Genomic DNA, 18,413 nt, shown 5'->3' with positions numbered 1-18,413 from the left:
CGCGAGCAGGCTCGCTCCCACAATGGATCTCGGTCTGCACAAACTCTGTGACCGCAGCAAATCCGTGTGGGAGCGAGCCTGCTCGCGAATGGGACCAGCGAGGAATTAGAGGCTGATAGAGGTCGCTTCGAACCGCACCCGAGGATGGGCGATCCGGTCCTGCGCCCGCACCAGCTCCAGCTCGTAGCTGGCGCAGGCCTGGGTTTCCAACAGCACCTCATGCACCGCCGACGCCGCGAATTCAAAAGCAGCCAACAGGCTGTCGCCCAGCAGGACGCGCGCCAGAAACAATCCAGAGGTCAGGTCACCAACACCCACTGGCTGACGCGGAAACGCCAGTAGCGGACGTTGCAGGTGCCAGCTGCCCTCGGCCGTCACCAGCAGCATTTCGAAGACGCCCGGCGTTTTGCCCGGGTAGTCCAGATGCTTGACCAGCACCGCTTTCGGCCCACGCGCCAGCAGCGCCCGCGCCATCGCCAGGCAGTCGAACAGCGACTGCGGCTTGCGCCCCGAGAAGCTGTCGAGTTCCAGCTGATTCGGGCACATGAAGTCGGCCACGGCGGCGGCCTCCTCCAGCAGGAAATCGCTGACTTCCGCCGGTACACTGCAGCCTTTTTCCGGATGGCCCATCACCGGGTCGCACAAGTAAAGCGCCTTGGGATTCATCGATTTGATTCGCGCGACACCTGTGAGGATGGCCCGGCCTTGAGCCGCGCTGCCGAGGTAACCCGATAACACTGCATCGCAATTGCCCAACTCGCCAATCGCCGCGATACCTTCTACCAGATCGGGGATCTGGTGCGGAGCCAACACGTCGCCGGCCCATTGGCCGTACTGGGTATGGTTGGAGAACTGCACGGTGTTGAGCGGCCAGACATTCACCCCGACCCGCTGCATCGGGAAAACCGCGGCACTGTTGCCGGCGTGACCGAACACCACGTGGGACTGGATAGCGAGCAGATGGGGCGTACGTTTCATGCGGTGAGTTTCCGTAAAACGATTGAAATTCGAGCAGCGCAGTATGCGACTAAACGCAGCCTGTACGACAGACCGGCGACGCAGTTAAGCTGACACTATCTTGTTGGAGCGCCCTGTTGATGCTGACCCTTGGAAATATTTTCGTGCTGATGCTGCTTGCCACCGCGGGTGCCTGGCTGTGGCACAACCACGGTTTGCGCGAACGTGCACTGGAGCGGGTCAAGCAGCATTGCAGCAACGTCGGGATCGAATTGCTGGATGGTAATGTGGCGCTGAAAAAAATCGCGTTCATCAAGGATGCCAGTGGCCAGCGGCGCCTGGCCCGTGTGTATAACTTCGAATTCACCGTGACCGGCGAAACCCGTCATAACGGCACTATCACCCAGTTCGGCCCCCACAGTGTGCAGATCGAACTGGCGCCCTACCCGATGCCGTTCGACGACACCCCGCCCGTCGCCGACGTGGTCAAGCCCAGCGCCCAGGTGATCGAACTGAGCCATTGGCGGCAGGAACATAACAAGTGGCGGCCTTGATGATTGATGCCGTCAGTTAAATCCATTCGCGAGCAAGCTCGCTCCCACATTTGAGAATGGGCTCCCCTGTGGGAGCGAGCCTGCTCGCGAATGGGCCATTAGCCACAATACAGAAACCCGCTAGTTCTATTGAACCCTGCATTCCGCCAAACCTCTCTGCAGCAAATCAACCTCCTGCGACTCACTGAAAATCAATTCAACCCGCGAATCCTGCCGCCATTCACTCGACTGCCATTCCAGTATCGAGTTATCCACTGCATTCGCCGACACCCAGCCTTGGCCACTGTGGATAACCAACTTCGCCCTTCGCCAGGCAAGGCCTTCAAGCCATTGCTCGACAAGTGCCAAATCGAATGTCTGGCTTGGGTGCCAACGCCAGCCGACGCTCCAGCCACCCTCCTGTTCCTGACTCAAGCAAATCGGAAAGGCCGGATCAGTCCAGATCGCCGGAACCTGCGCCAGCCCCTTGGGCACAACAAAGTTATCCACACCCGCCACGGCCCGAGCCTCCAGGCCGGGCAGTTCGCTCAATGGCAGCATTGCTTGTTGCGTCCAGTACAACGGTCGAACCGGTAGCTGATTGGCGAGGCGCTGGCGATCAGCCTCATCGAGATTTTCCGATTTATTCATCAGCAGCAGTCCGGCATCGTTCAGCGCCTCCTGTTGCGCCTGCGGCAGCAACTTGCCGTCCGCGAGCGCCTGAGCGTCCAAAACCAGTACACAAGGCAGTACACTTAGTACACCTCGCCACGGCGTTTCACTCAGCTGACTGAGCAGCTGCGCCGGATGGCCCAGGCCAGATGGCTCGATAAACAGGCGATCCGGCCGGGCCTTGCGCAGCAGCCGGCCGAGCCCGATCTGAAACGGCGCGCCGTTGACGCAACACAAACAGCCCCCGGCCACCTCACCCAGTGAGATACCATCGGCATCGCGAGTCAGCAGCGCAGCGTCGAGGCCGATCTGGCCGAATTCGTTGATCAACACCGCCCAGCGCTCACCGTCAGGGCGTTGCGCCAGCAGGTGCCTGATCAGGCTGGTCTTGCCGGCCCCCAAGGGTCCGGCGATGACGTGGGTGGGAATGTTCTGCAACATGATCGAAGGTTCTGAGGAGGTAAGGATGCGGTGGATGGGATGGTCGCTATTGCTGTCGCTTGCTAGCGGCGAGGCGCTGGCCCAGGCCTGCGTAGTCCACAGCCAGGCGGAACGGCTCGACGTTAAAGTCTGCCAGCAAAACCGCAATATCCCGGAAAAACTGTTCGCCGACGGATTCTGCCAGCCAAACCTGGCCGGGCAGAACGTCGAAGTGCAGTAAGTCGACCAGTGCCCCAGCGGGGCGTTCGGCGTGTGCAGCGACGCCCAAGTCGCCAATATGCCTTACCGACAGGATATTCACTATTACGGCGTTGCCACGGATGCGGCGTATCTGAAGCCGTATTGTGAAACCAAGAGCCAGGGAACCTGGCTCAAGCCTTGAACTCAGTCGTCGTTCACGCCACCTCTTCGAACCACGGACCAAACGGATCCGGCAGCCTCTGCCAGCCCTCTTCACCCATTGCCATTTCATCGTCGGTCAGCAAGCAATCATCGAGCTCGACAGTGAGCTGTGCGAAATCAATGTCCTGGCCGATGAACACCAGTTCCTGTCGGCAATCACCGGAGGCAGCGGCCCAGTTTTTCATGATGGCGGCGGTGCTTTCAGCGTCCTGTGGCCATTGACTCTTCGGCACGAAACGCCACCAGCGCCCGGCATAGCCATGGCGCATCAACCCACCCGCCTGGGACCAGCTGCCGGCGTCCATGGGTTTGCTCGCCAGCCAGAAAAAGCCCTTGGAACGCAGTAACTTGCCATTGGGCCACGGCCGGTCGATGAAGTTGAAAAAACGCTGTGGATGAAAGGGGCGGCGCGCACGATAAGCGCGAGAGGCGATGCCGTACTCCTCGGTTTCCGGTACATGTTCACCGCGCAGTTCCCGCAGCCAGCCCGGTGCCTGTGCAGCTTTTTCGAAGTTGAAGCGTCCGGTATTGAGGATCTTCTCCAGCGGCACTTCGCCCATGACCATCGGAATGATTTCCGCCTGTGCGTTGAGTCGTTCGAGGATCGCCATCAGCTCCAGGCGGTCGCGGCTGCTGATCAGGTCGGCCTTGCTGATCAGGATGACGTCGGCGAATTCGATCTGCTCGATCAACAGATCGGTAATCGCGCGTTCATCCTCCTCACCCAGGGTTTCGCCACGGGAAGCAAGACTTTCGGCAGCCTGATAATCGAGCAGGAAATTCATGCCATCGACCACAGTGACCATGGTGTCGAGTCGCGCGATGTCGGTGAGGCTTTGGCCGTTTTCGTCACGGAAAGTAAACGTCTCCGCAACCGGCAGCGGTTCGGAAATACCCGTGGATTCGATCAACAGATAATCGAAGCGACCGTCCCGTGCGAGTTTGCTTACCTCCTCTAATAAATCTTCGCGCAGGGTGCAGCAAATGCAGCCGTTGCTCATTTCCACGAGTTTTTCTTCTGCTCGATTGAGGCTGACATCGCGCTGGACTTCACTGCCGTCAATGTTGATTTCACTCATATCGTTGACGATTACAGCAACCCGCAGATTATTACGATTACGTAGTACGTAATTAAGAAGTGTACTTTTTCCAGCCCCTAAAAAGCCCGACAGGACGGTAACGGGGAGACGATTGGCCATCAGATAGTCCTCACAGGGTTACCCGGTCAAATTGCCGGGCTTGATTAGCGTTATGTTATAACTATATTGTTATACAGTAACACACCAAATCAACCCCTCTCACGATGGACCTGCTGATGAATGCGCTGACTCTGCCGGATATCGCCGCGCAGGCCTCACGCCAAACCCTGCCACTGGAGTGGGTGGGTATGTGTGGCATTGCTCTTCCTGTTCTGATTGGAAACGAACGTGTGGCTGCAACGGTTGATGCCGGTGTGAGCCTCGACAACGGTGAGGCGCGCGGTATTCATATGTCGCGGCTTTATCTGGCGTTGGAAAGGCTTGAGCACGAACCCCTTTCACCCGATCTGCTTCGGCGAGTCCTGTTGAGTTTCCTCACCAGTCATGACGGTTTGTCGAACAATGCTTACTTGAATATTCACACGGATTTACTGTTGAAAAGGCCGGCGCTGATCAGCCCTTTGGCCGGCTGGAAATCCTATCCCGTCAGCATCCAGGCACGTTTGAAAAACGCGATGTTCCACGTGGAACTAAAAATCCAGGTGCCTTATTCCTCGACGTGCCCCTGTTCAGCAGCGCTTTCCCGACAACTGATCCAACAACAATTCGTCGATGACTTCGCCAACAAGGCTCTACACCATGCCGATGTGTTGGCTTGGCTCGGCTCTCCCAAGGGCATCGTTGCAACCCCGCATAGTCAACGCAGCACAGCGCAGTTGTGCCTGCGCCTGGACGACTATCTCGATGATCTGCCGCTGATCGCGTTGATCAATGACGCCGAAGCGGCCCTCGGCACCGCTGTGCAAACCGCCGTGAAGCGCGCCGACGAACAAGCCTTCGCACTGGCCAACGGTCAGAACCTGATGTTCTGCGAAGACGCCGCTCGACGCTTGAACCTGGCCCTGAAACGCTCACCCGGTATCAACGGTTTTCACATTCGAGTTGTTCACGCCGAGAGCCTCCACGCCCATGACGCGGTTGCCGAAAGTCTCTGGAACTGGGAGCAGACATGATCCGTTTTCAGGCTTTGCGTTGGGGCGCGCCGGGGCAACCGCTGACGCCGCCTCTCGATATCGAGCTGTCAAAGGGAAGCATGACCGCCGTGATCGGTGCCAATGGCTGCGGCAAAAGCAGCTTGTTGAAAGTCATCGCCGGGCTGCAAAAACCGCTCGCGGGAAAGGTCTTGCTGGATGTACCACGCAAGGGCTCCCTCTCGTTTCTGCCGCAGCAGCAACATCTTGATCGCCAATTCCCCATCAACCTTCAGGAACTGGTCGCCGCCGGTTTCTGGGGCAGTAAGCAATCGCCTGCGTGGCGTCGTGATCGTCTTGAATCGGTACTGGAAGATTGGTGCCTGAGCGGCCTCGAACGGCGCCCCTTGATGGCCCTTTCGGGGGGCGAGTTGCAGCGTGCGTTGCTCGCTCGCTTGAGCCTCACCGATGCGCCGTTGCTGCTGCTCGACGAACCCCATGCCGCCCTGGACGAACTCGGTCAGGCACTGCTCTGGAGACACATCCACAGGTGGCATGCCGCCGATCGAACCCTGGTGGTTGTGTGTCATGACCTGGCCGCCGTTCGCCATCACATCCCCCACACACTGCTGATCAAAAGCAGCGGATGCGTCTTCGGGTCGAGCACCGATCTCATTCGCCAACAACCTCAAGCACAGGTGGCCTGATGCTTGGCGCCGCTCATCTTTGGCAACCCTTCAACGAATTCGTGTTCATGCGCCGGGCGTTGTTGGGTGGTTTGGTTCTGGCGTGCAGCACAGCGCCCCTGGGCGTATTTCTGATCCTGCGACGGATGAGCCTGATCGGTGACGCGGTGGCACACGGCATCCTGCCCGGGGCCGCATTGGGTTTCTGGTTCGCCGGCTTGAGCCTTCCCGCATTGACCCTCGGTGGCCTCGGCGCGGGTCTCGGCATGGCCGGGCTCGCCGCCTGGATCACCCGTCGCACGGGCTTGCGAGAGGACGCCAGTCTCGCGGCGATCTACCCGATTTCCCTGGCCAGCGGCGTGCTGATTCTTGGTATCGCCGGTAAACGCCTGGACCTGCTGCACCTGCTGTTCGGCTCGGCGTTGGCAGTCGACGCCCCGACCCTGAACGGCATGCTCTGGGTTTGCGGGGTGAGTCTGATCGCCATGCTGGTGATCTATCGCCCCCTTCTGCTGGACACCCTCGACCCGCTTTTCCTGCAGTCCGTCAGCCGCCTCGGTCCCCTGGCCCATGGCGTATTCCTGACGCTGGTGGTGCTGAATCTGGTGATCGGTTTCCAGGCCATCGGCGCGTTGATGGTGGTCGGCCTGATGATGCTGCCCGCCGCGGCCTCACGGTTCTGGAGTCGGCGCTTGCCGGTGTTGATGGCTATTGCCGCGCTGCTCGGCAGTCTCTCGGTTTGGCTCGGGTTGTTGCTGTCCTTCCATTACTCGCTGCCCAGCGGTCCGGCCATCGTCCTGGTGGCGGGCGGTTGGTATCTGCTGTCCGTCGTGTTCGGACCTGTGCACGGTTTGTTGCGCCGCCCGCCTTTGCTCACATCCCAATGAGGTATTACCCGATGCGCGCTTTATTCGTGCTGTTCAGTTTGATGCTGTCGATGTCGCTGTCTGCCGCAGAAAAACTCCAGGTGGTCACCAGTTTCAGCATCCTCGCCGACATGACGCAGCAGGTCGGCGGCGATCACATCCAAATCACCAACATGGTCGGCCCCGACGCCGATGCCCACACTTATTAGCCAACCCCGGACGACGGCCAGGCGCTGCTCAAAGCGAAGCTCATCATTAAAAACGGCTTGGGATTCGAGCCATGGCTCGATCGCCTGGTGATCAGTACCGAGACCAAGGCGCCGGTAATCAGCGCCAGCCAGGGCGTGATCCCGCGCTCCCTGGATGAAGACGGCGAGACTGTTCCCGACCCGCATGCCTGGCACAACCTGGCGAACGCCGAGCTGTACATCAGCAACATCACCAAGGCATTGATTGCCGCCGACCCGGCGAACAAGGCCGACTATCAGCGCAACAGCCAAGCTTACCTGAAGCAAATCTACGCCCTGCTTGCGCAAGCCAGGGCCAAGCTCGGTTCACTGCCGCCGGGCAACCGCAAGATCGTGACGTCCCATGATGCCTTCGGTTATCTGGGACAGGCCTACGGGATCGATTTCATGGCGCCCCAGGGTTTGTCCACCGAGCGCGAACCTTCAGCCGCCGAAGTCGCTGCGCTGATTACCCAGATTCGTCAGGCCAAGGTCAAAGCGGTGTTCATGGAAAACATCAAGGACTCGCGCCTGCTCAAGCAGATTGCCGACGAAAGCGGCGCCCGGATCGGCGGCACCTTGTACTCAGATGCGCTCGCTGCGACCGGCCCGGCCAGTACGTTTACCGGGTTGTTCGAATACAACATCAACACCCTGTACGACGCGCTGAGCAAGCCATGATCCGTGTCCCGGAGTGTTCGCAAACGTGGCTCGACAAACGTCTACATGACAAAAGCAATCGTTTGCCGCTAATGTTGATGCGCTAGCGCGTGTGATCGAAGCATCCGAGAACAATAACCATGATCCAGATCACCCTGCCCGATGGTTCATTGCGTGAGTATGACCAACCGCTGTCCGTACATGAGGTTGCCGCGAGTATTGGCCCCGGGCTGGCCAACGCAGCGGTAGCCGGTCGGGTCAATGGCGTGTTGGTGGATTGCGAGTTCATGATCAAGGCGGATGCCAGAGTCAGCATCGTAACGGCGCAGGAGCCCGACGGGCTGGAGATCCTCCGCCGCTCCTGTTCGCTGATGCTCGCAATGGCGGTCAAACAACTGCACACCCATGCGCAATTGCGAACGGGCTCGGAGCTGGGTGATGGATTCTATTGCGAGTTTGCTGTCGACCGTCCTTTGACCACAGCGGACCTTCCCCTCATCGAAGCGCGCATGCAAACACTGGCGGCGACCAACCATTCGATCCGCCGACGTCCGACGCCCTCTCCATCGACACCTCCCGAGCATCTGTCGCTGTACCGCCTCGGTGACACCGAGTATCTGACAACTGGCCCGCACGTCCCTACCACCAAGGTGCTGCAGGCATTTGCCCTTGATCATGTCAGCGGGACCTTGCAGCAACGCATCTACGGTACCTGCTGGTCCAGCCACCAGGAACTGCAGCAGTGGCGCTTGCCGCCTCATGTGGTGGTCGTCAGCATGGATGAGCGCCAGACGAGCTATGCACACGCGGTCACCGAGCGCCTTCGCCGCAGTGGCGTGCGTGCCCTTGCGGATCTGCGCCACGAGAAAGTCCGCCACAAGATTCGTCATCACAGCCAGACAGTGCCGTACGTGGTAGTGGTCGGGGAGAAGGAAAAGGCCGGTGGGTTTGTCAGTGTTCGCAGTCGCGATGGACAGGATTTTGGCAGGATGGCGGTTGAGGCGGTGTGTGAGTGGTTAGGGCAACCCGGGATTTCGGGTGTCTGAACGGATGCCATCGCGAGCAAGCTCGCTCCCACAGGGGATAGTATTTAACCTGTGGGAGCGAGCCTGCTCGCGAAGCTTTTAAGCTCTCGGCTTGACTGTCCCGCAATCCTGCCCCAACCACACGGCGCGACTTTCCAGGCTGCCCTTCTGTTGGAGGCCGGTGGCATTGAACGTGCCGTTGACCTTGGTAGTGAACTCACGGTCACTGAGGAAAGTCGCAACACCCGCACCCTGCGCTTTCGGGCAACTGAAGCGGAACTTCCACTGGTTACCGGTGCGGTCGGTGATTTCCTGCTTGCAGCCCGATTGCGGGTCCGTCAGCGGGATATCGTCGGTCTTGACCTGCTCCGGCGTCAGGCACGCGCGAATCCCCTTGCCGCCCATGGTGATGCCCTGTTTTTCCAGCTGCGCGCGCTGTTCAGGGGTCATCTGACTTTGTATCTGCCCGAGGATCAGTTGCAGATCCGGCAGGTTCTGGTCATCGACCTTCATGTTGCTGGTGGTCAATTCCCACAAACCTGGCTGCAGCATCTGCGCCTGAGCGGCCACAGGAAGTGCCAAACCCAGCGTAATGGCCAAACCCAGCAAACGAACGTTCATCATGTAACTCCTGATCAATGGTGGCCGTTAGACGTCAGCCACGGGCTTCGGTTCATGGGCCAATTAAATAGCGACATTCTGCCCGGAACATGGTCTGTTAAGCATTGAATCTTCAGGAGCAAGGCTGCCCCCCATGGATTATTTTGGACCCCATATTTTCGGCTACACCATCGCATTGCTGCACTCCCTGGGCACGATCGCAGCGATCCACGCCGTGTTGACCGTTCGAACCGCCCAAGGCTCGATCGCCTGGGCCTTGTCTCTGGTCTTCATGCCCTACCTGACGCTCATCCCCTATCTGGTATTCGGCCGCAGTACCTTCGACGGTTACATCAAGGCCCGGCGCCAGGCCAACGAAGAAATGCGCAAAGCCGTCTCCGAGCTCAATTGGCGGCCGTGGGTAGAAGAAGCGCTTACCGCTCGCGCTTCCAATGCTTATGCGTCGCTCAGGGCGATGCCGAAGCTGGGGCGCATGCCGTGCCTGGCAAACAACGAAGTGAAACTGCTGATCAATGGCCGGGCCACCTTCGATGCGATTTTCAACGCCATCCGCCAGGCCAAAGAAGCGGTGCTGATCCAGTTCTTCATCATTCATGACGACCGCCTCGGCCAGCGCCTGCATAACCTGCTGCTGGAGAAAGCGGCCGAAGGCGTGGCGGTCTATCTGCTCTATGACCGAATCGGCAGCCATTCCCTGCCCCACCGTTATGTGCAGGCGCTGCGCGATGGCGGTGTCGAGGTCAAGGCATTCGCGACCCGCAGCGGCTGGCTGAACCGCTTCCAGGTCAACTTTCGCAACCACCGCAAGATCGTGGTGGTCGACGGCATCCTCGGTTTCGTCGGCGGACACAACGTCGGCGACGAATACATGGGTGAGAAACCGCCGCTGGCGCCCTGGCGTGATACCCACGTACAGGTACGCGGCCCCGTGGTGGCCTGCATGCAGGAATCCTTCGCCGAAGACTGGTTCTGGGCGGCCCGATCGTTACCGCCGCTGATCCTGCCAGAGGAGTACCCGGACGACGGCGTCCTGTGCCAAATGCTCGCCAGCGGCCCGGCAGACCCCTACGAGACCTGTTCACTGTTCTTCGTCGAAGCCATCCACGCAGCGACCGAACGGGTGTGGATCACCAGCCCGTATTTCATACCCGACGAAGCCGTATTCGCCGCATTGCGCCTGGCGGTGCTGCGCGGGGTAGATGTACGGATTCTGCTGCCGTCACGGCCCGATCACCGTATCGTCTACGCGGCCTCGAGTCTGTTTGCCTTCGAAGCGGTGCGTGCGGGCGTACGGGTGTTCCGCTACGAACCCGGTTTCCTGCATCAGAAAGTGGTGTTGATCGACAGCGAAATCAGCGCCATCGGCAGTGCCAACATGGACAACCGTTCGTTCCGCTTGAACTTCGAAGTGATGCTGCTGACGGTCGACAGCGCGTTTGCCGCCAAAGTAGAGCAGATGCTCAACGATGACTTCGCCCAGGCCCACGAAATCGCCAAAGGAGAGGGCCGGGAGACCGCACGCCTGCAACAGGTCGGCATGCGGATCGCCCGGCTTATTTCGCCGATTCTTTAGGGGTTGTAGATGTCGTCCCGGGTCCATGGCAGTTCATGGCTGCCATCGGGGTGCGCTTTGACTGCAAGGATCTGGTGCAGGTTGATCCAGCCCCTGGCGAACGCATAGGCGCAGCCCGCCAGGTACAGGCGCCAGATCCGCAACGCTTGTTCCGGCACCAGTTTCGCGGCGGCCTCGAGATTGTCTTCCAGACGTTCGCTCCAGTGATCCAGGGTACGTGCATAGTGCAGGCGCAGGCTTTCGACATCGACGATCTCAAGCCCTGCTTCGCTGATCTCGGCAGAAATCATCGACAGGTGCGGCAGCTCGCCGTTGGGAAACACATACTTCTCGATGAACTCACCGGCACCGCGTCCCACCGGGCGACCATCGGTGTGTTTGGCGGTGATCCCATGGTTCATCACCAGGCCGCCCTCCTTCACCGCGCCGAACAAGGTTTTGCAGTACTCGGCCAGGTTCGCATGACCGACGTGTTCGAACATGCCGACGCTGACCACTTTGTCGAAGCGACCGTCCTGCGGCAGGTCGCGGTAGTCGAGCAACTGCAGCTCGATCATGTCCTCCAGACCTTCTTCTTTCACGCGTTCACGGGCTAAAGCCAGTTGCTCTTTACTGAGGGTAATACCAAATACTTTCGCGCCGAATTCACGGGCCGCATACCGCGCAAGGCCGCCCCAACCGCAGCCGACATCCAGCAAATACTCGCCCGGTTGCAGGCGCAACTTGCGACATAGATGACGAAACTTGGCCTGCTGGGCCTGCTCCAGCGACTCGCTGCCGGTCTCGAAATAAGCGCAGGAATAAGCCATGTCGCTGTCGAGCCACAACTGATAAAAGGCGTTGGAAAGGTCGTAGTGGTAGGAAATGGCCTTGGCGTCGGTCTCTTTATCGTGGGCGGTACGGACGGGCTGATTGTCCTCATCCGCATCACGCAACGCCTGGCTCAATTCATCACACACGCGGATCACATCACTGATAGAGCCTTCGAGCTCCAGCTTGCCCTCGACAAACGCTGCTCCGAGCGAGCTGAGGCTTGGATGGGTGAACTGGGTAACCATCTGTGGGTCCTTGACCACAATGGTGACGCTGGGCGTCGGCCCCAGATTGAATTCATGGCCATCCCAGAGTCGCAGGCGTAGCGGTAACTGCAGATTCTGTAAGGCCGGTGGAAGTTGCGCGAGCATGGAAAATCCCCCTTGTTTCAGACGTCTGCTGAGAGGTTAGACCATCCTGGAAAAATAGCTGCCTATCGATTTCATAGCGGATTTCTATGAAGCTGCTGCACCCGAAAATTCGTCGTGAATTCACAGAAATGATCGCTCTTACCCTAAATGACTACAGATTTGGCGCACAGTTCTGTAAACCATTTGTAGGAGCGAGCTCTGCTCGCGATGGACGTGAACGATAACGCGCCCTGCCTGAATGAGCGCGTTACCTGGACGTTTTTCGCGAGCAGAGCTCGCTCCTATAGCTTGAGCAACGGTTCCTGAAACCGCAGCAAACGCCCGGCATTGCCCAACACCAGCAATGTGCTGAAGTTATGCAACAACGCCGCGATCATTGCCCCGGCCGCGCCGAGCCAGCCGAACGCAGCGAAGGCAACGATGGCCAGGGTCCAGCCCAGACCAATGATCACGTTGACCTGCAAGGTTTGCCGACACTGGCGACTCAAGCGCACGCAGGTCCCCAGACGACGCAAGTCACTGCCGATCAACACGATATCTGCCGACGCCAGGGCGATGTCCGCGCCGCCGGCGCCCATGGCCACGCCTACCACGCCAGCCTTGAGGGCCAACGAATCATTGATACCGTCCCCCACCACCATAGGCCGAAAACCATTACCAATTTCTTTCAACACACGGTTGAGTTTGTCCTCAGGCAACGCCTGCGCTTCGACATCACTGATACCCACATCCCGCGCCAGCGTATGCGCCACGCTTTTGCGATCGCCGGTGAGCAACAGCTGTCGTCCCAAGCCAAGATCACGCAACTCGCTCAGGGCAAACCTGGCTTCGGGTTTCACGCTGTCGGCCAGCAGCAGCCAGGCGAGGAACTCCCCGTTGAGTGCCAGTCCGGCAATCGGGCCGTCGTGGTCGGGAACGGTTGAAGTGGGAATCTTCAACTGAGCGAACAGCTCCGGTCGCCCGAGCGCAGCCTCACCCTGCTCCGTCATGGCCACCACACCCAGGCCCTGACGTTCATGAATATCCGTGAGCAGCAAAAAATGCTCCTGTGTCACCAGCCCGGCCAGCGCCCGGCTGACCGGGTGACTGCTGGCGGAACCGAGGCTGGCGGCGAGTTTCAGCACAGGGGTGCGATCCTCCAGCGGGCTGTCGATGGATTGCAGGCGCAAGGTGCCAAAGGTAAGGGTGCCGGTCTTGTCGACCACCAGCGAGGTCAGGTCTGCCAGCTCTTCAAGAAACGCCGAGCTGCGTATCAGAATCCCATGTCGTGCCGCCACGGCTACGCCGGCAATTGCGGTAGCAGGCGCCGACAACACCAACGCACAGGGACAGGCCGCCACCAGTACCGCGAGCATGGCCTGAGCATCGTTGGTGATGAACCAGGTCACTGCGGCCAGCAACAACACCAACACCATGTAGCTGCCGGCGTAACGCTCCAATAGCCGCGTGATCGGCGGTTTCGAACGCTCGGCGTTTTGCATCAGCGCGATGACTTTGCCGAGGGTCGACTCATGGCCGGTGCGGGTTACTTCGATGCGCAGCAGGCCATCGAGATTGATCGCCCCCCCGAACACCGGCATGCCGACGCCTGCCTCAACCGGCACTGATTCACCGGTAATGGAGGCGGTATCGAGACTCGCTTGACCGGAGAGTACGAGGCCATCCGCTGGCACTCGATCACCGGCGCGCACTTCCACCCGGTCGCCAGCCTTGAGCGTGCCGTTGTCGACTTCAACGATGGAGCCGTCGGCCTGAATCTTCCGCGCATGACTGCGCGTCAGTTTGCCGAGGGCACGAATGGCTTCCTGCGAACCAATTACGCTGCGCTCTTCCAGGACATGGCCGAAGATCATGATGATCGGCAGCAAGGCCGCCGTCAGCAGATCGCCGGTCGCCCAGGCACCGAGCATGGCCAATGCGATCAGCTGATCGGTGATGCCGTGCAGGCTCGGATAACGCAAGCTGTACCAGGCCGAGCGCATGACCGGGACGGCCACCAGCACGGAAGCAAAACCCAGCAGCAATTGGCTGACACCGGTCTGCTCGGGCGACAACCAGCGCCAGACCAAACCGAGTATGAGCAAGCCGAGGGCGAGCATGGCCAGGGTCAATTGGCGAGCGGCGCTGCGTTGTTCGGCCGAGGACAACATGCTCGGTGCAGCGGCGGTTTGCGCAGTCATTGTGCAGCTCCCTGAATGATCAGGCGGGAATCGTCTTTCGGATCAACCGTGGTCACCGAACCCGCCTGCCCGAGAATTTTCGGCATCCGTTCGCGGTAAATCCGCAGCAACATCTGTGGGTCGGTGCCTTGTTGTTGTGCCTTCGCCAGGCTCATCACCGTGGCCGTATCAGCAGAGGCTTTCGCCAACCGTTCACTCGCCTGTGCGTGAGCGACTTGCAGTGTGCGGTCGGCTTGTTCGTTGGCGGCCTGAGTCAGCTTCTCGGCTTCAGTGCGCGCATTGGCCACGGCTTTGTCCGCTTGCTGGCCGGCCGTCAACACCGCATTGAAAGCGTTCACCGCAGGCCCGGGCAAACTCGATTGCACATCGACCCGCGCCACTTCGATCCCGAGCCCCTGACCGATCGCCGTTAGTTCGGTAAGGCGTTGATTGATGGCCTGCACCAAATCACCGCGCAAGCGCTCGCGTCTTTCGGCTGCCTTGCTATCGGCACCGATCAACTCCGGTCGCGCCACCAGAATGGTGTCCAGATCACGCGCCGCCGTCAGTGCCAACGCGCTGCGAGTGACCAGGCGATCCAGTGCCGGTAGCACATGTTCACCTTGCAGCACGAAAGCATAGGGATCCGTCACCTTAAAGAAGACCCGCACATCGAGTTGCACCACCCCGGCATCTCCGGTCAACAGGTAACCGGAGCCTGCCAGCGCATCGCTGATGGGTGTGGCGAAACTGGCGGCGCGATCGGCTTGTAAAGCCGCATCACTGCGCAGCAGATTTTCCACCCGACGCTCGATCACCCGATCGGCTGCGGGCAACAAAATCACCTGCTCAAACGGCCGCGGCCAAGCCAATAGCAACCCGGCATTCTGGATGCGATCCAGCGCACCGAAATGCAGAACCACCGCGCGATTTTGCGGATCAATCTGCCGCACATTGGAAAACGCCCACGCCAAAGCGGCCAACACCGTCACCGCATACAACGCGAGAAATGCCAGTCGCCCCGCTTGAATCCAGGGACTGCTCAATTCATTTGTTCCACGTGGAACCACGCTCATGGTTGCGACCCGGATTTGTTATCGAGGCTTGGCGGACCGTCAACCAACACCCGGAATGGCGCAGCATCGGTGCGCAAAATCAGTTTTGTCCCTGGCGTCACCACCGTACCCAAGGTATCGAGTGAGCGCAGCAGGTTGTACAGCTGTGGCGAGCCGGCGTAGGCACGACCGTAAATTTGCGCGGCTTCAACGCGTGATTGCGCTTCGATGTCTGCGGCTTTTACCGTGGCATCGGCCTGCACGATCCGCGCATCACGTTCGGCTGCAGAACGAATTTGTGCCGCTTCACGCTTGCCGATGGCGGTACGTTCGGTGGCGATGGTTTCACGCTCGGCACGCATACGATCGACCGTCGCGGTGAGGGTGACCGATGGCAGGGTCAGACGCTCGATTCCGACCTGCAACACGCGCACGCCATACGTGGTGAGCAACTGCTGATCAATTTGCTGGCGCAACTGCGCCTCGAAATCGGCGATGTGCACCTGACTGGCGTCCGTGTTCACCAGGTTGGCCAGGTCGAAACTGCTGGCGGTGGTTTCCAGCGCCGAGCCGACAAATGTACGAATCTGACGCGCCGCTTCATCCGGCTGATTTTGTACGGCACGCATGAAGCGCTGCACATTGTCCGGGTCGCCCTGCACCTGCCAGGCTACGTAAGCTTGAACAATGATGCGCAAGCCATCGCGCGTACCCACGTCCTGCAAACCGCTGGAGGTGGTGCGCAGTCGCAGGTCAACCGGGATGGCCGCTTCGAACGGCGCCGGCCAGCGCCAGCCAAGACCCGGTTCAAGCAACACCCGCGACGGATTGCCGAAGCGCGTGATCACCGTGGCCTCCCCCGATCTCACCTGCACCAGGCTCGCCGCTGCAACCGCGAACGCCACCAACAACGCCGCCCAGCCCATGCGCCGCCATGGAAAAGGACCAGCCTCCTGTGGATCGCCATGATGGTGATGATGGTGACCGTGGTGATGATGCCCGCCATGGCCATGATCGTGGCCGGCGTGGTCATCGTGATTGTGAGTATGAGACTGGCTCAATTGGCAGCTCCTGGCTGAGCGGTTTTACGTGACGGCGCGGGATCAGCCGGTAATGTGAATGTACGCAGGTCGATGGTCGGCGCATTGTTGCTGCCGCCCAGACGATGATCGAGCACCAGCAACCTGGCATTGGCCAGGCCTTGGGACAGTTGACTGAGGTACTGCTCCAGCACAAAGGCCTGGCCGGCGCTGGCGTAAGCTTTTTGCTCGGCACTGAATTTGAGGTCGGCTGCTTGCGCACTCGCGTTTATTTCACGAGCGCTGGCCGTCGCTTGATCGCGGGCGATGCTGGCCTGCAGTTGCGCCTGGTGGGTGGCTTCGGCAGCCGCTCCGCGTTCTCGGGCGATCAGGGCCTGCGCACCGATCTGCGCCGCTTGCACGCTGTGATAAGCATTGGCAGCCCCGGCCGGTGGGTGAATCGCTTCGACCACCGTGGCAAGGATTTCCACGCCGCTGTCGAGTGTGTTCAGGTCCGCCTGCACCGCGCGACCGATCTCTTCGGCAAGCCCTACCCGGTCTTCTCCGAGCAACCCGTCCAGGGTCCGGGAAGCGAAGTCGTGGACCAGAATCCTGCTGGCCGTGCTGCGGATCAGTGTCGGCACATCGGCGCTGTTGTAAGTCGCCGCCAGTGCCGCCTGATCGCTCAGGCCGATGCGATAGACGAAACGCACGTCCATGTTGACGATCTGAAAGCTCTGCTTGTCAGCACGGCTGCTGGCGATCACTTGGGATTTGTCGTTCACATGGCTCGCATCCCACAACCGATTCGCCGTGAGCGGCGCCGGACCCTCAGCGGGGGCGGCCTGTATGGGTGCCGATGTTTCTCCAACGCTGGTGGCCAACTCGTGAACCACGCCGTTTTCAACACTCAGCACCCGGCCCAGCGGCCAGGGCAAGCCGGCATGCAAACCAGGGCCGAACACCGCCACCGGTTTGCCGAAACGCTCGTAAATGCCCCGCCCCTGCAGCGGAATTTCGTGAATGCCGGTGAGTGACCAACCGACGATAACAACAACGGCCAGCACCGGTAAGAACGCCCGGCGCATGTAAGTAAAAGCCCAGATCTGCCGCAGGTCGATGCCGAAGCGGTTATGCAGTTCGTGCTGCAGCGCCAGTAATGGCTGCGGTGGCCAGCGCAGCATGTCAGCAACAAAACTGCGCGCAAGCAACGAAGGTTCAAGTTGTTCACGGCGGGGACTGAACAACGACAGCACCGCGCGCAACAGCAACTCCACCGCGACCAGTCCCGGCAGCAGGCCGATCAGCACCGCCAGACGCACCGGCCACACCGAGGCTTCATTGCCGAGCAACAGGCACAATGCTTCCAGCACCAGGCTGATGATCGCCACCCGAGTCAGCTGCGCCAACGCTCCGGCTTCAGGCCACTGAGCCGGGGTTTCCTGAGCCAGTTGACGTTCCAGCACCAGCAAACCGAACGCCAGCAACAAGGCCAAGGCCGCGCCGACAGTGGCCGACAACCCCAGCGCGGCAGGTGGCAAGCCAAGGTTCCAGACCTGTTTAACGCAAAGCAGCGCCAACAATGCCCAACCGCCGAGCCATAGCGTTGGCGCACCGATCTGTTTGAGGATGTGCAGCCAGCGCTGGCCTATGCGATCCAGCAGTCGTTCGTACCAGCCTACCGGGGATTCGACTTCTTGCGCTTCGACCACCGGCACCACGGGATTCAACGCCCGCGCCCGCCATTGCGTCACCCACCAGGCCGATTGCAAACCGGCAACCAACACCAGCAACGCAGCGCTTTGATTGAACAACAGCGCCGGCCAAAGAGATTGCGAGGCAAAGAGCCCGACAAAGAACCCCACCACCAACCCCATGGCCGCCAGCACGCCGAGGCCGATAGCGAGCTGCCGCAGTCGCCGCCCTTGAAAAACTGCCTGTTGAAAGCGCGATAGCTCCGCTACCTGCGCTTCCTCCACATCGAGATCGACTTGCATACCACCCCAGTGCTCCACTTTGCTCACATCGCAATTCGTTACGATATAACGAAAAGAGTGAAATTTCCGTACTCAATTGCGTTATCTAAAGATGCGTAACCTGTCCCTTGCCTGAAGCCTTGACCGAAAGGCGCCATAACGCACATATTACGTTCGTAATTTTTTA

15 protein-coding genes and 2 pseudogenes are annotated in these 18,413 nt (G+C 60.0%); 8 read left to right on the top strand and 9 right to left on the bottom strand.

The features are described from left to right. Positions 1-105: 105 nt before the first annotated feature. Entirely contained in the window at positions 106-978 is an 873-nt protein-coding gene (gene pdxY, locus CKW21_RS14150; protein WP_095194574.1) for a pyridoxal kinase PdxY, read from the bottom strand. Positions 979-1,097: 119 nt separating this feature from the next. Between pdxY and CKW21_RS14145 the strand changes: the two genes are divergently transcribed. Next, entirely contained in the window at positions 1,098-1,511 is a 414-nt protein-coding gene (locus tag CKW21_RS14145) for a DUF3301 domain-containing protein (RefSeq protein WP_095194573.1), read from the top strand. A 126-nt stretch (positions 1,512-1,637) separates the two neighbouring features. Here CKW21_RS14145 and CKW21_RS14140 read toward each other — a convergent pair whose 3' ends face one another. Further along, the gene (locus CKW21_RS14140) at positions 1,638-2,603 is read right to left on the bottom strand and encodes a GTP-binding protein (protein WP_095194572.1); all 966 of its coding nucleotides are present in this window, start codon (positions 2,601-2,603) and stop codon (positions 1,638-1,640) included. 25 nt (positions 2,604-2,628) lie between these two features. Between CKW21_RS14140 and CKW21_RS14135 the strand changes: the two are divergent. Beyond that, positions 2,629-2,985 (top strand): annotated as a pseudogene (locus tag CKW21_RS14135) (NADH:ubiquinone oxidoreductase). A gap of 13 nt (positions 2,986-2,998) precedes the next feature. Here CKW21_RS14135 and zigA read toward each other — a convergent pair. Next, positions 2,999-4,204, bottom strand: a complete 1,206-nt coding sequence (zigA, locus tag CKW21_RS14130; RefSeq protein ID WP_095194571.1) for a zinc metallochaperone GTPase ZigA — start codon at positions 4,202-4,204, stop codon at positions 2,999-3,001. A gap of 116 nt (positions 4,205-4,320) precedes the next feature. Here zigA and folE2 point away from each other — a divergent pair, with 116 nt between their 5' ends. From folE2 to CKW21_RS14105, 5 genes and pseudogenes are all read left to right on the top strand, one after another. Then, positions 4,321-5,217 (top strand): GTP cyclohydrolase FolE2, encoded by an 897-nt coding sequence (folE2, locus tag CKW21_RS14125; RefSeq protein WP_095194570.1) that lies wholly within the window; start codon positions 4,321-4,323, stop codon positions 5,215-5,217. After that, complete coding sequence (locus CKW21_RS14120) at positions 5,214-5,882, top strand: metal ABC transporter ATP-binding protein (RefSeq protein ID WP_095194569.1); 669 nt, start codon at positions 5,214-5,216, stop codon at positions 5,880-5,882. Before folE2 ends, CKW21_RS14120 begins: the two co-directional genes overlap by 4 nt. Next, a complete protein-coding gene (locus CKW21_RS14115; protein WP_095194568.1) occupies positions 5,882-6,748 on the top strand; it encodes a metal ABC transporter permease in 867 nt (288 codons plus the stop codon). Before CKW21_RS14120 ends, CKW21_RS14115 begins: the two co-directional genes overlap by 1 nt. A gap of 11 nt (positions 6,749-6,759) precedes the next feature. Further along, a pseudogene (locus tag CKW21_RS14110) lies at positions 6,760-7,635 on the top strand (metal ABC transporter substrate-binding protein). 119 nt (positions 7,636-7,754) lie between these two features. After that, positions 7,755-8,660, top strand: coding sequence for a His/Gly/Thr/Pro-type tRNA ligase C-terminal domain-containing protein (locus CKW21_RS14105; RefSeq protein ID WP_095194567.1), 906 nt, complete (start codon positions 7,755-7,757; stop codon positions 8,658-8,660). A gap of 78 nt (positions 8,661-8,738) precedes the next feature. On the opposite strand, the gene CKW21_RS14100 is transcribed toward CKW21_RS14105, so the two are convergent. Continuing rightward, a complete protein-coding gene (locus CKW21_RS14100) occupies positions 8,739-9,260 on the bottom strand; it encodes a DUF3617 domain-containing protein (RefSeq protein ID WP_095194566.1) in 522 nt (173 codons plus the stop codon). A 133-nt stretch (positions 9,261-9,393) separates the two neighbouring features. On the opposite strand from CKW21_RS14100, the gene cls reads away from it, so the two are divergent. Continuing rightward, the gene (gene cls / locus CKW21_RS14095) at positions 9,394-10,833 is read left to right on the top strand and encodes a cardiolipin synthase (RefSeq protein ID WP_095194565.1); all 1,440 of its coding nucleotides are present in this window, start codon (positions 9,394-9,396) and stop codon (positions 10,831-10,833) included. Here the strand turns inward: cls and cfaB are convergent. The 5 genes from cfaB to hflK (CKW21_RS14070) all read right to left on the bottom strand — a co-directional run bounded on the left by cfaB (position 10,830) and on the right by hflK (CKW21_RS14070) (position 18,247). Further along, positions 10,830-12,017 carry a C17 cyclopropane fatty acid synthase CfaB gene (gene cfaB, locus CKW21_RS14090; RefSeq protein WP_095194564.1) on the bottom strand — a complete coding sequence of 396 codons (1,188 nt, stop codon included), beginning with the start codon at positions 12,015-12,017 and terminating at the stop codon, positions 10,830-10,832. The two genes, cls and cfaB, sit on opposite strands and share 4 nt — an antisense overlap. Before the next feature lie 281 nt (positions 12,018-12,298). Beyond that, positions 12,299-14,197, bottom strand: coding sequence for a cation-translocating P-type ATPase (locus tag CKW21_RS14085; protein WP_095194563.1), 1,899 nt, complete (start codon positions 14,195-14,197; stop codon positions 12,299-12,301). Further along, on the bottom strand, positions 14,194-15,252 hold the full coding sequence (gene hflK / locus CKW21_RS14080) for a protease modulator HflK (RefSeq protein ID WP_095194562.1): 1,059 nt from the start codon (positions 15,250-15,252) through the stop codon (positions 14,194-14,196). The genes CKW21_RS14085 and hflK (CKW21_RS14080) overlap by 4 nt, the downstream gene beginning before the upstream one ends. Then, positions 15,249-16,292: a protease modulator HflC gene (gene hflC / locus CKW21_RS14075; RefSeq protein ID WP_095194561.1), complete on the bottom strand. Its 1,044-nt coding sequence runs from the start codon at positions 16,290-16,292 to the stop codon at positions 15,249-15,251. Before hflC ends, hflK (CKW21_RS14080) begins: the two co-directional genes overlap by 4 nt. Continuing rightward, entirely contained in the window at positions 16,289-18,247 is a 1,959-nt protein-coding gene (gene hflK, locus CKW21_RS14070) for a protease modulator HflK (protein WP_095194654.1), read from the bottom strand. The genes hflC and hflK (CKW21_RS14070) overlap by 4 nt, the downstream gene beginning before the upstream one ends. Between the last annotated feature and the right edge of the window lie 166 nt (positions 18,248-18,413).

The organism is Pseudomonas sp. Irchel 3A7 (assembly GCF_900187565.1).
In the GTDB taxonomy this organism is placed as follows: Bacteria; Pseudomonadota; Gammaproteobacteria; order Pseudomonadales; family Pseudomonadaceae; genus Aquipseudomonas.
This window is presented reverse-complemented; position numbering and strand designations above follow the sequence as displayed.

Bases quoted from the DNA above. Each gene is read 5' to 3' on its own strand.
- CKW21_RS14120 (WP_095194569.1), top strand. From the start codon at position 5,214: ATGATCCGTTTTCAGGCTTTGCGTTGGGGCGCGCCGGGGCAACCGCTG.
- CKW21_RS14140 (WP_095194572.1), bottom strand. From the start codon at position 2,603: ATGTTGCAGAACATTCCCACCCACGTCATCGCCGGACCCTTGGGGGCC.
- CKW21_RS14115 (WP_095194568.1), top strand. From the start codon at position 5,882: ATGCTTGGCGCCGCTCATCTTTGGCAACCCTTCAACGAATTCGTGTTC.
- hflK (WP_095194654.1), bottom strand. From the start codon at position 18,247: ATGCAAGTCGATCTCGATGTGGAGGAAGCGCAGGTAGCGGAGCTATCG.
- CKW21_RS14145 (WP_095194573.1), top strand. From the start codon at position 1,098: ATGCTGACCCTTGGAAATATTTTCGTGCTGATGCTGCTTGCCACCGCG.
- CKW21_RS14100 (WP_095194566.1), bottom strand. From the start codon at position 9,260: ATGAACGTTCGTTTGCTGGGTTTGGCCATTACGCTGGGTTTGGCACTT.
- folE2 (WP_095194570.1), top strand. From the start codon at position 4,321: ATGAATGCGCTGACTCTGCCGGATATCGCCGCGCAGGCCTCACGCCAA.
- hflK (WP_095194562.1), bottom strand. From the start codon at position 15,252: ATGAGCGTGGTTCCACGTGGAACAAATGAATTGAGCAGTCCCTGGATT.
- cls (WP_095194565.1), top strand. From the start codon at position 9,394: ATGGATTATTTTGGACCCCATATTTTCGGCTACACCATCGCATTGCTG.
- cfaB (WP_095194564.1), bottom strand. From the start codon at position 12,017: ATGCTCGCGCAACTTCCACCGGCCTTACAGAATCTGCAGTTACCGCTA.
- pdxY (WP_095194574.1), bottom strand. From the start codon at position 978: ATGAAACGTACGCCCCATCTGCTCGCTATCCAGTCCCACGTGGTGTTC.
- zigA (WP_095194571.1), bottom strand. From the start codon at position 4,204: ATGGCCAATCGTCTCCCCGTTACCGTCCTGTCGGGCTTTTTAGGGGCT.
- CKW21_RS14085 (WP_095194563.1), bottom strand. From the start codon at position 14,197: ATGACTGCGCAAACCGCCGCTGCACCGAGCATGTTGTCCTCGGCCGAA.
- CKW21_RS14105 (WP_095194567.1), top strand. From the start codon at position 7,755: ATGATCCAGATCACCCTGCCCGATGGTTCATTGCGTGAGTATGACCAA.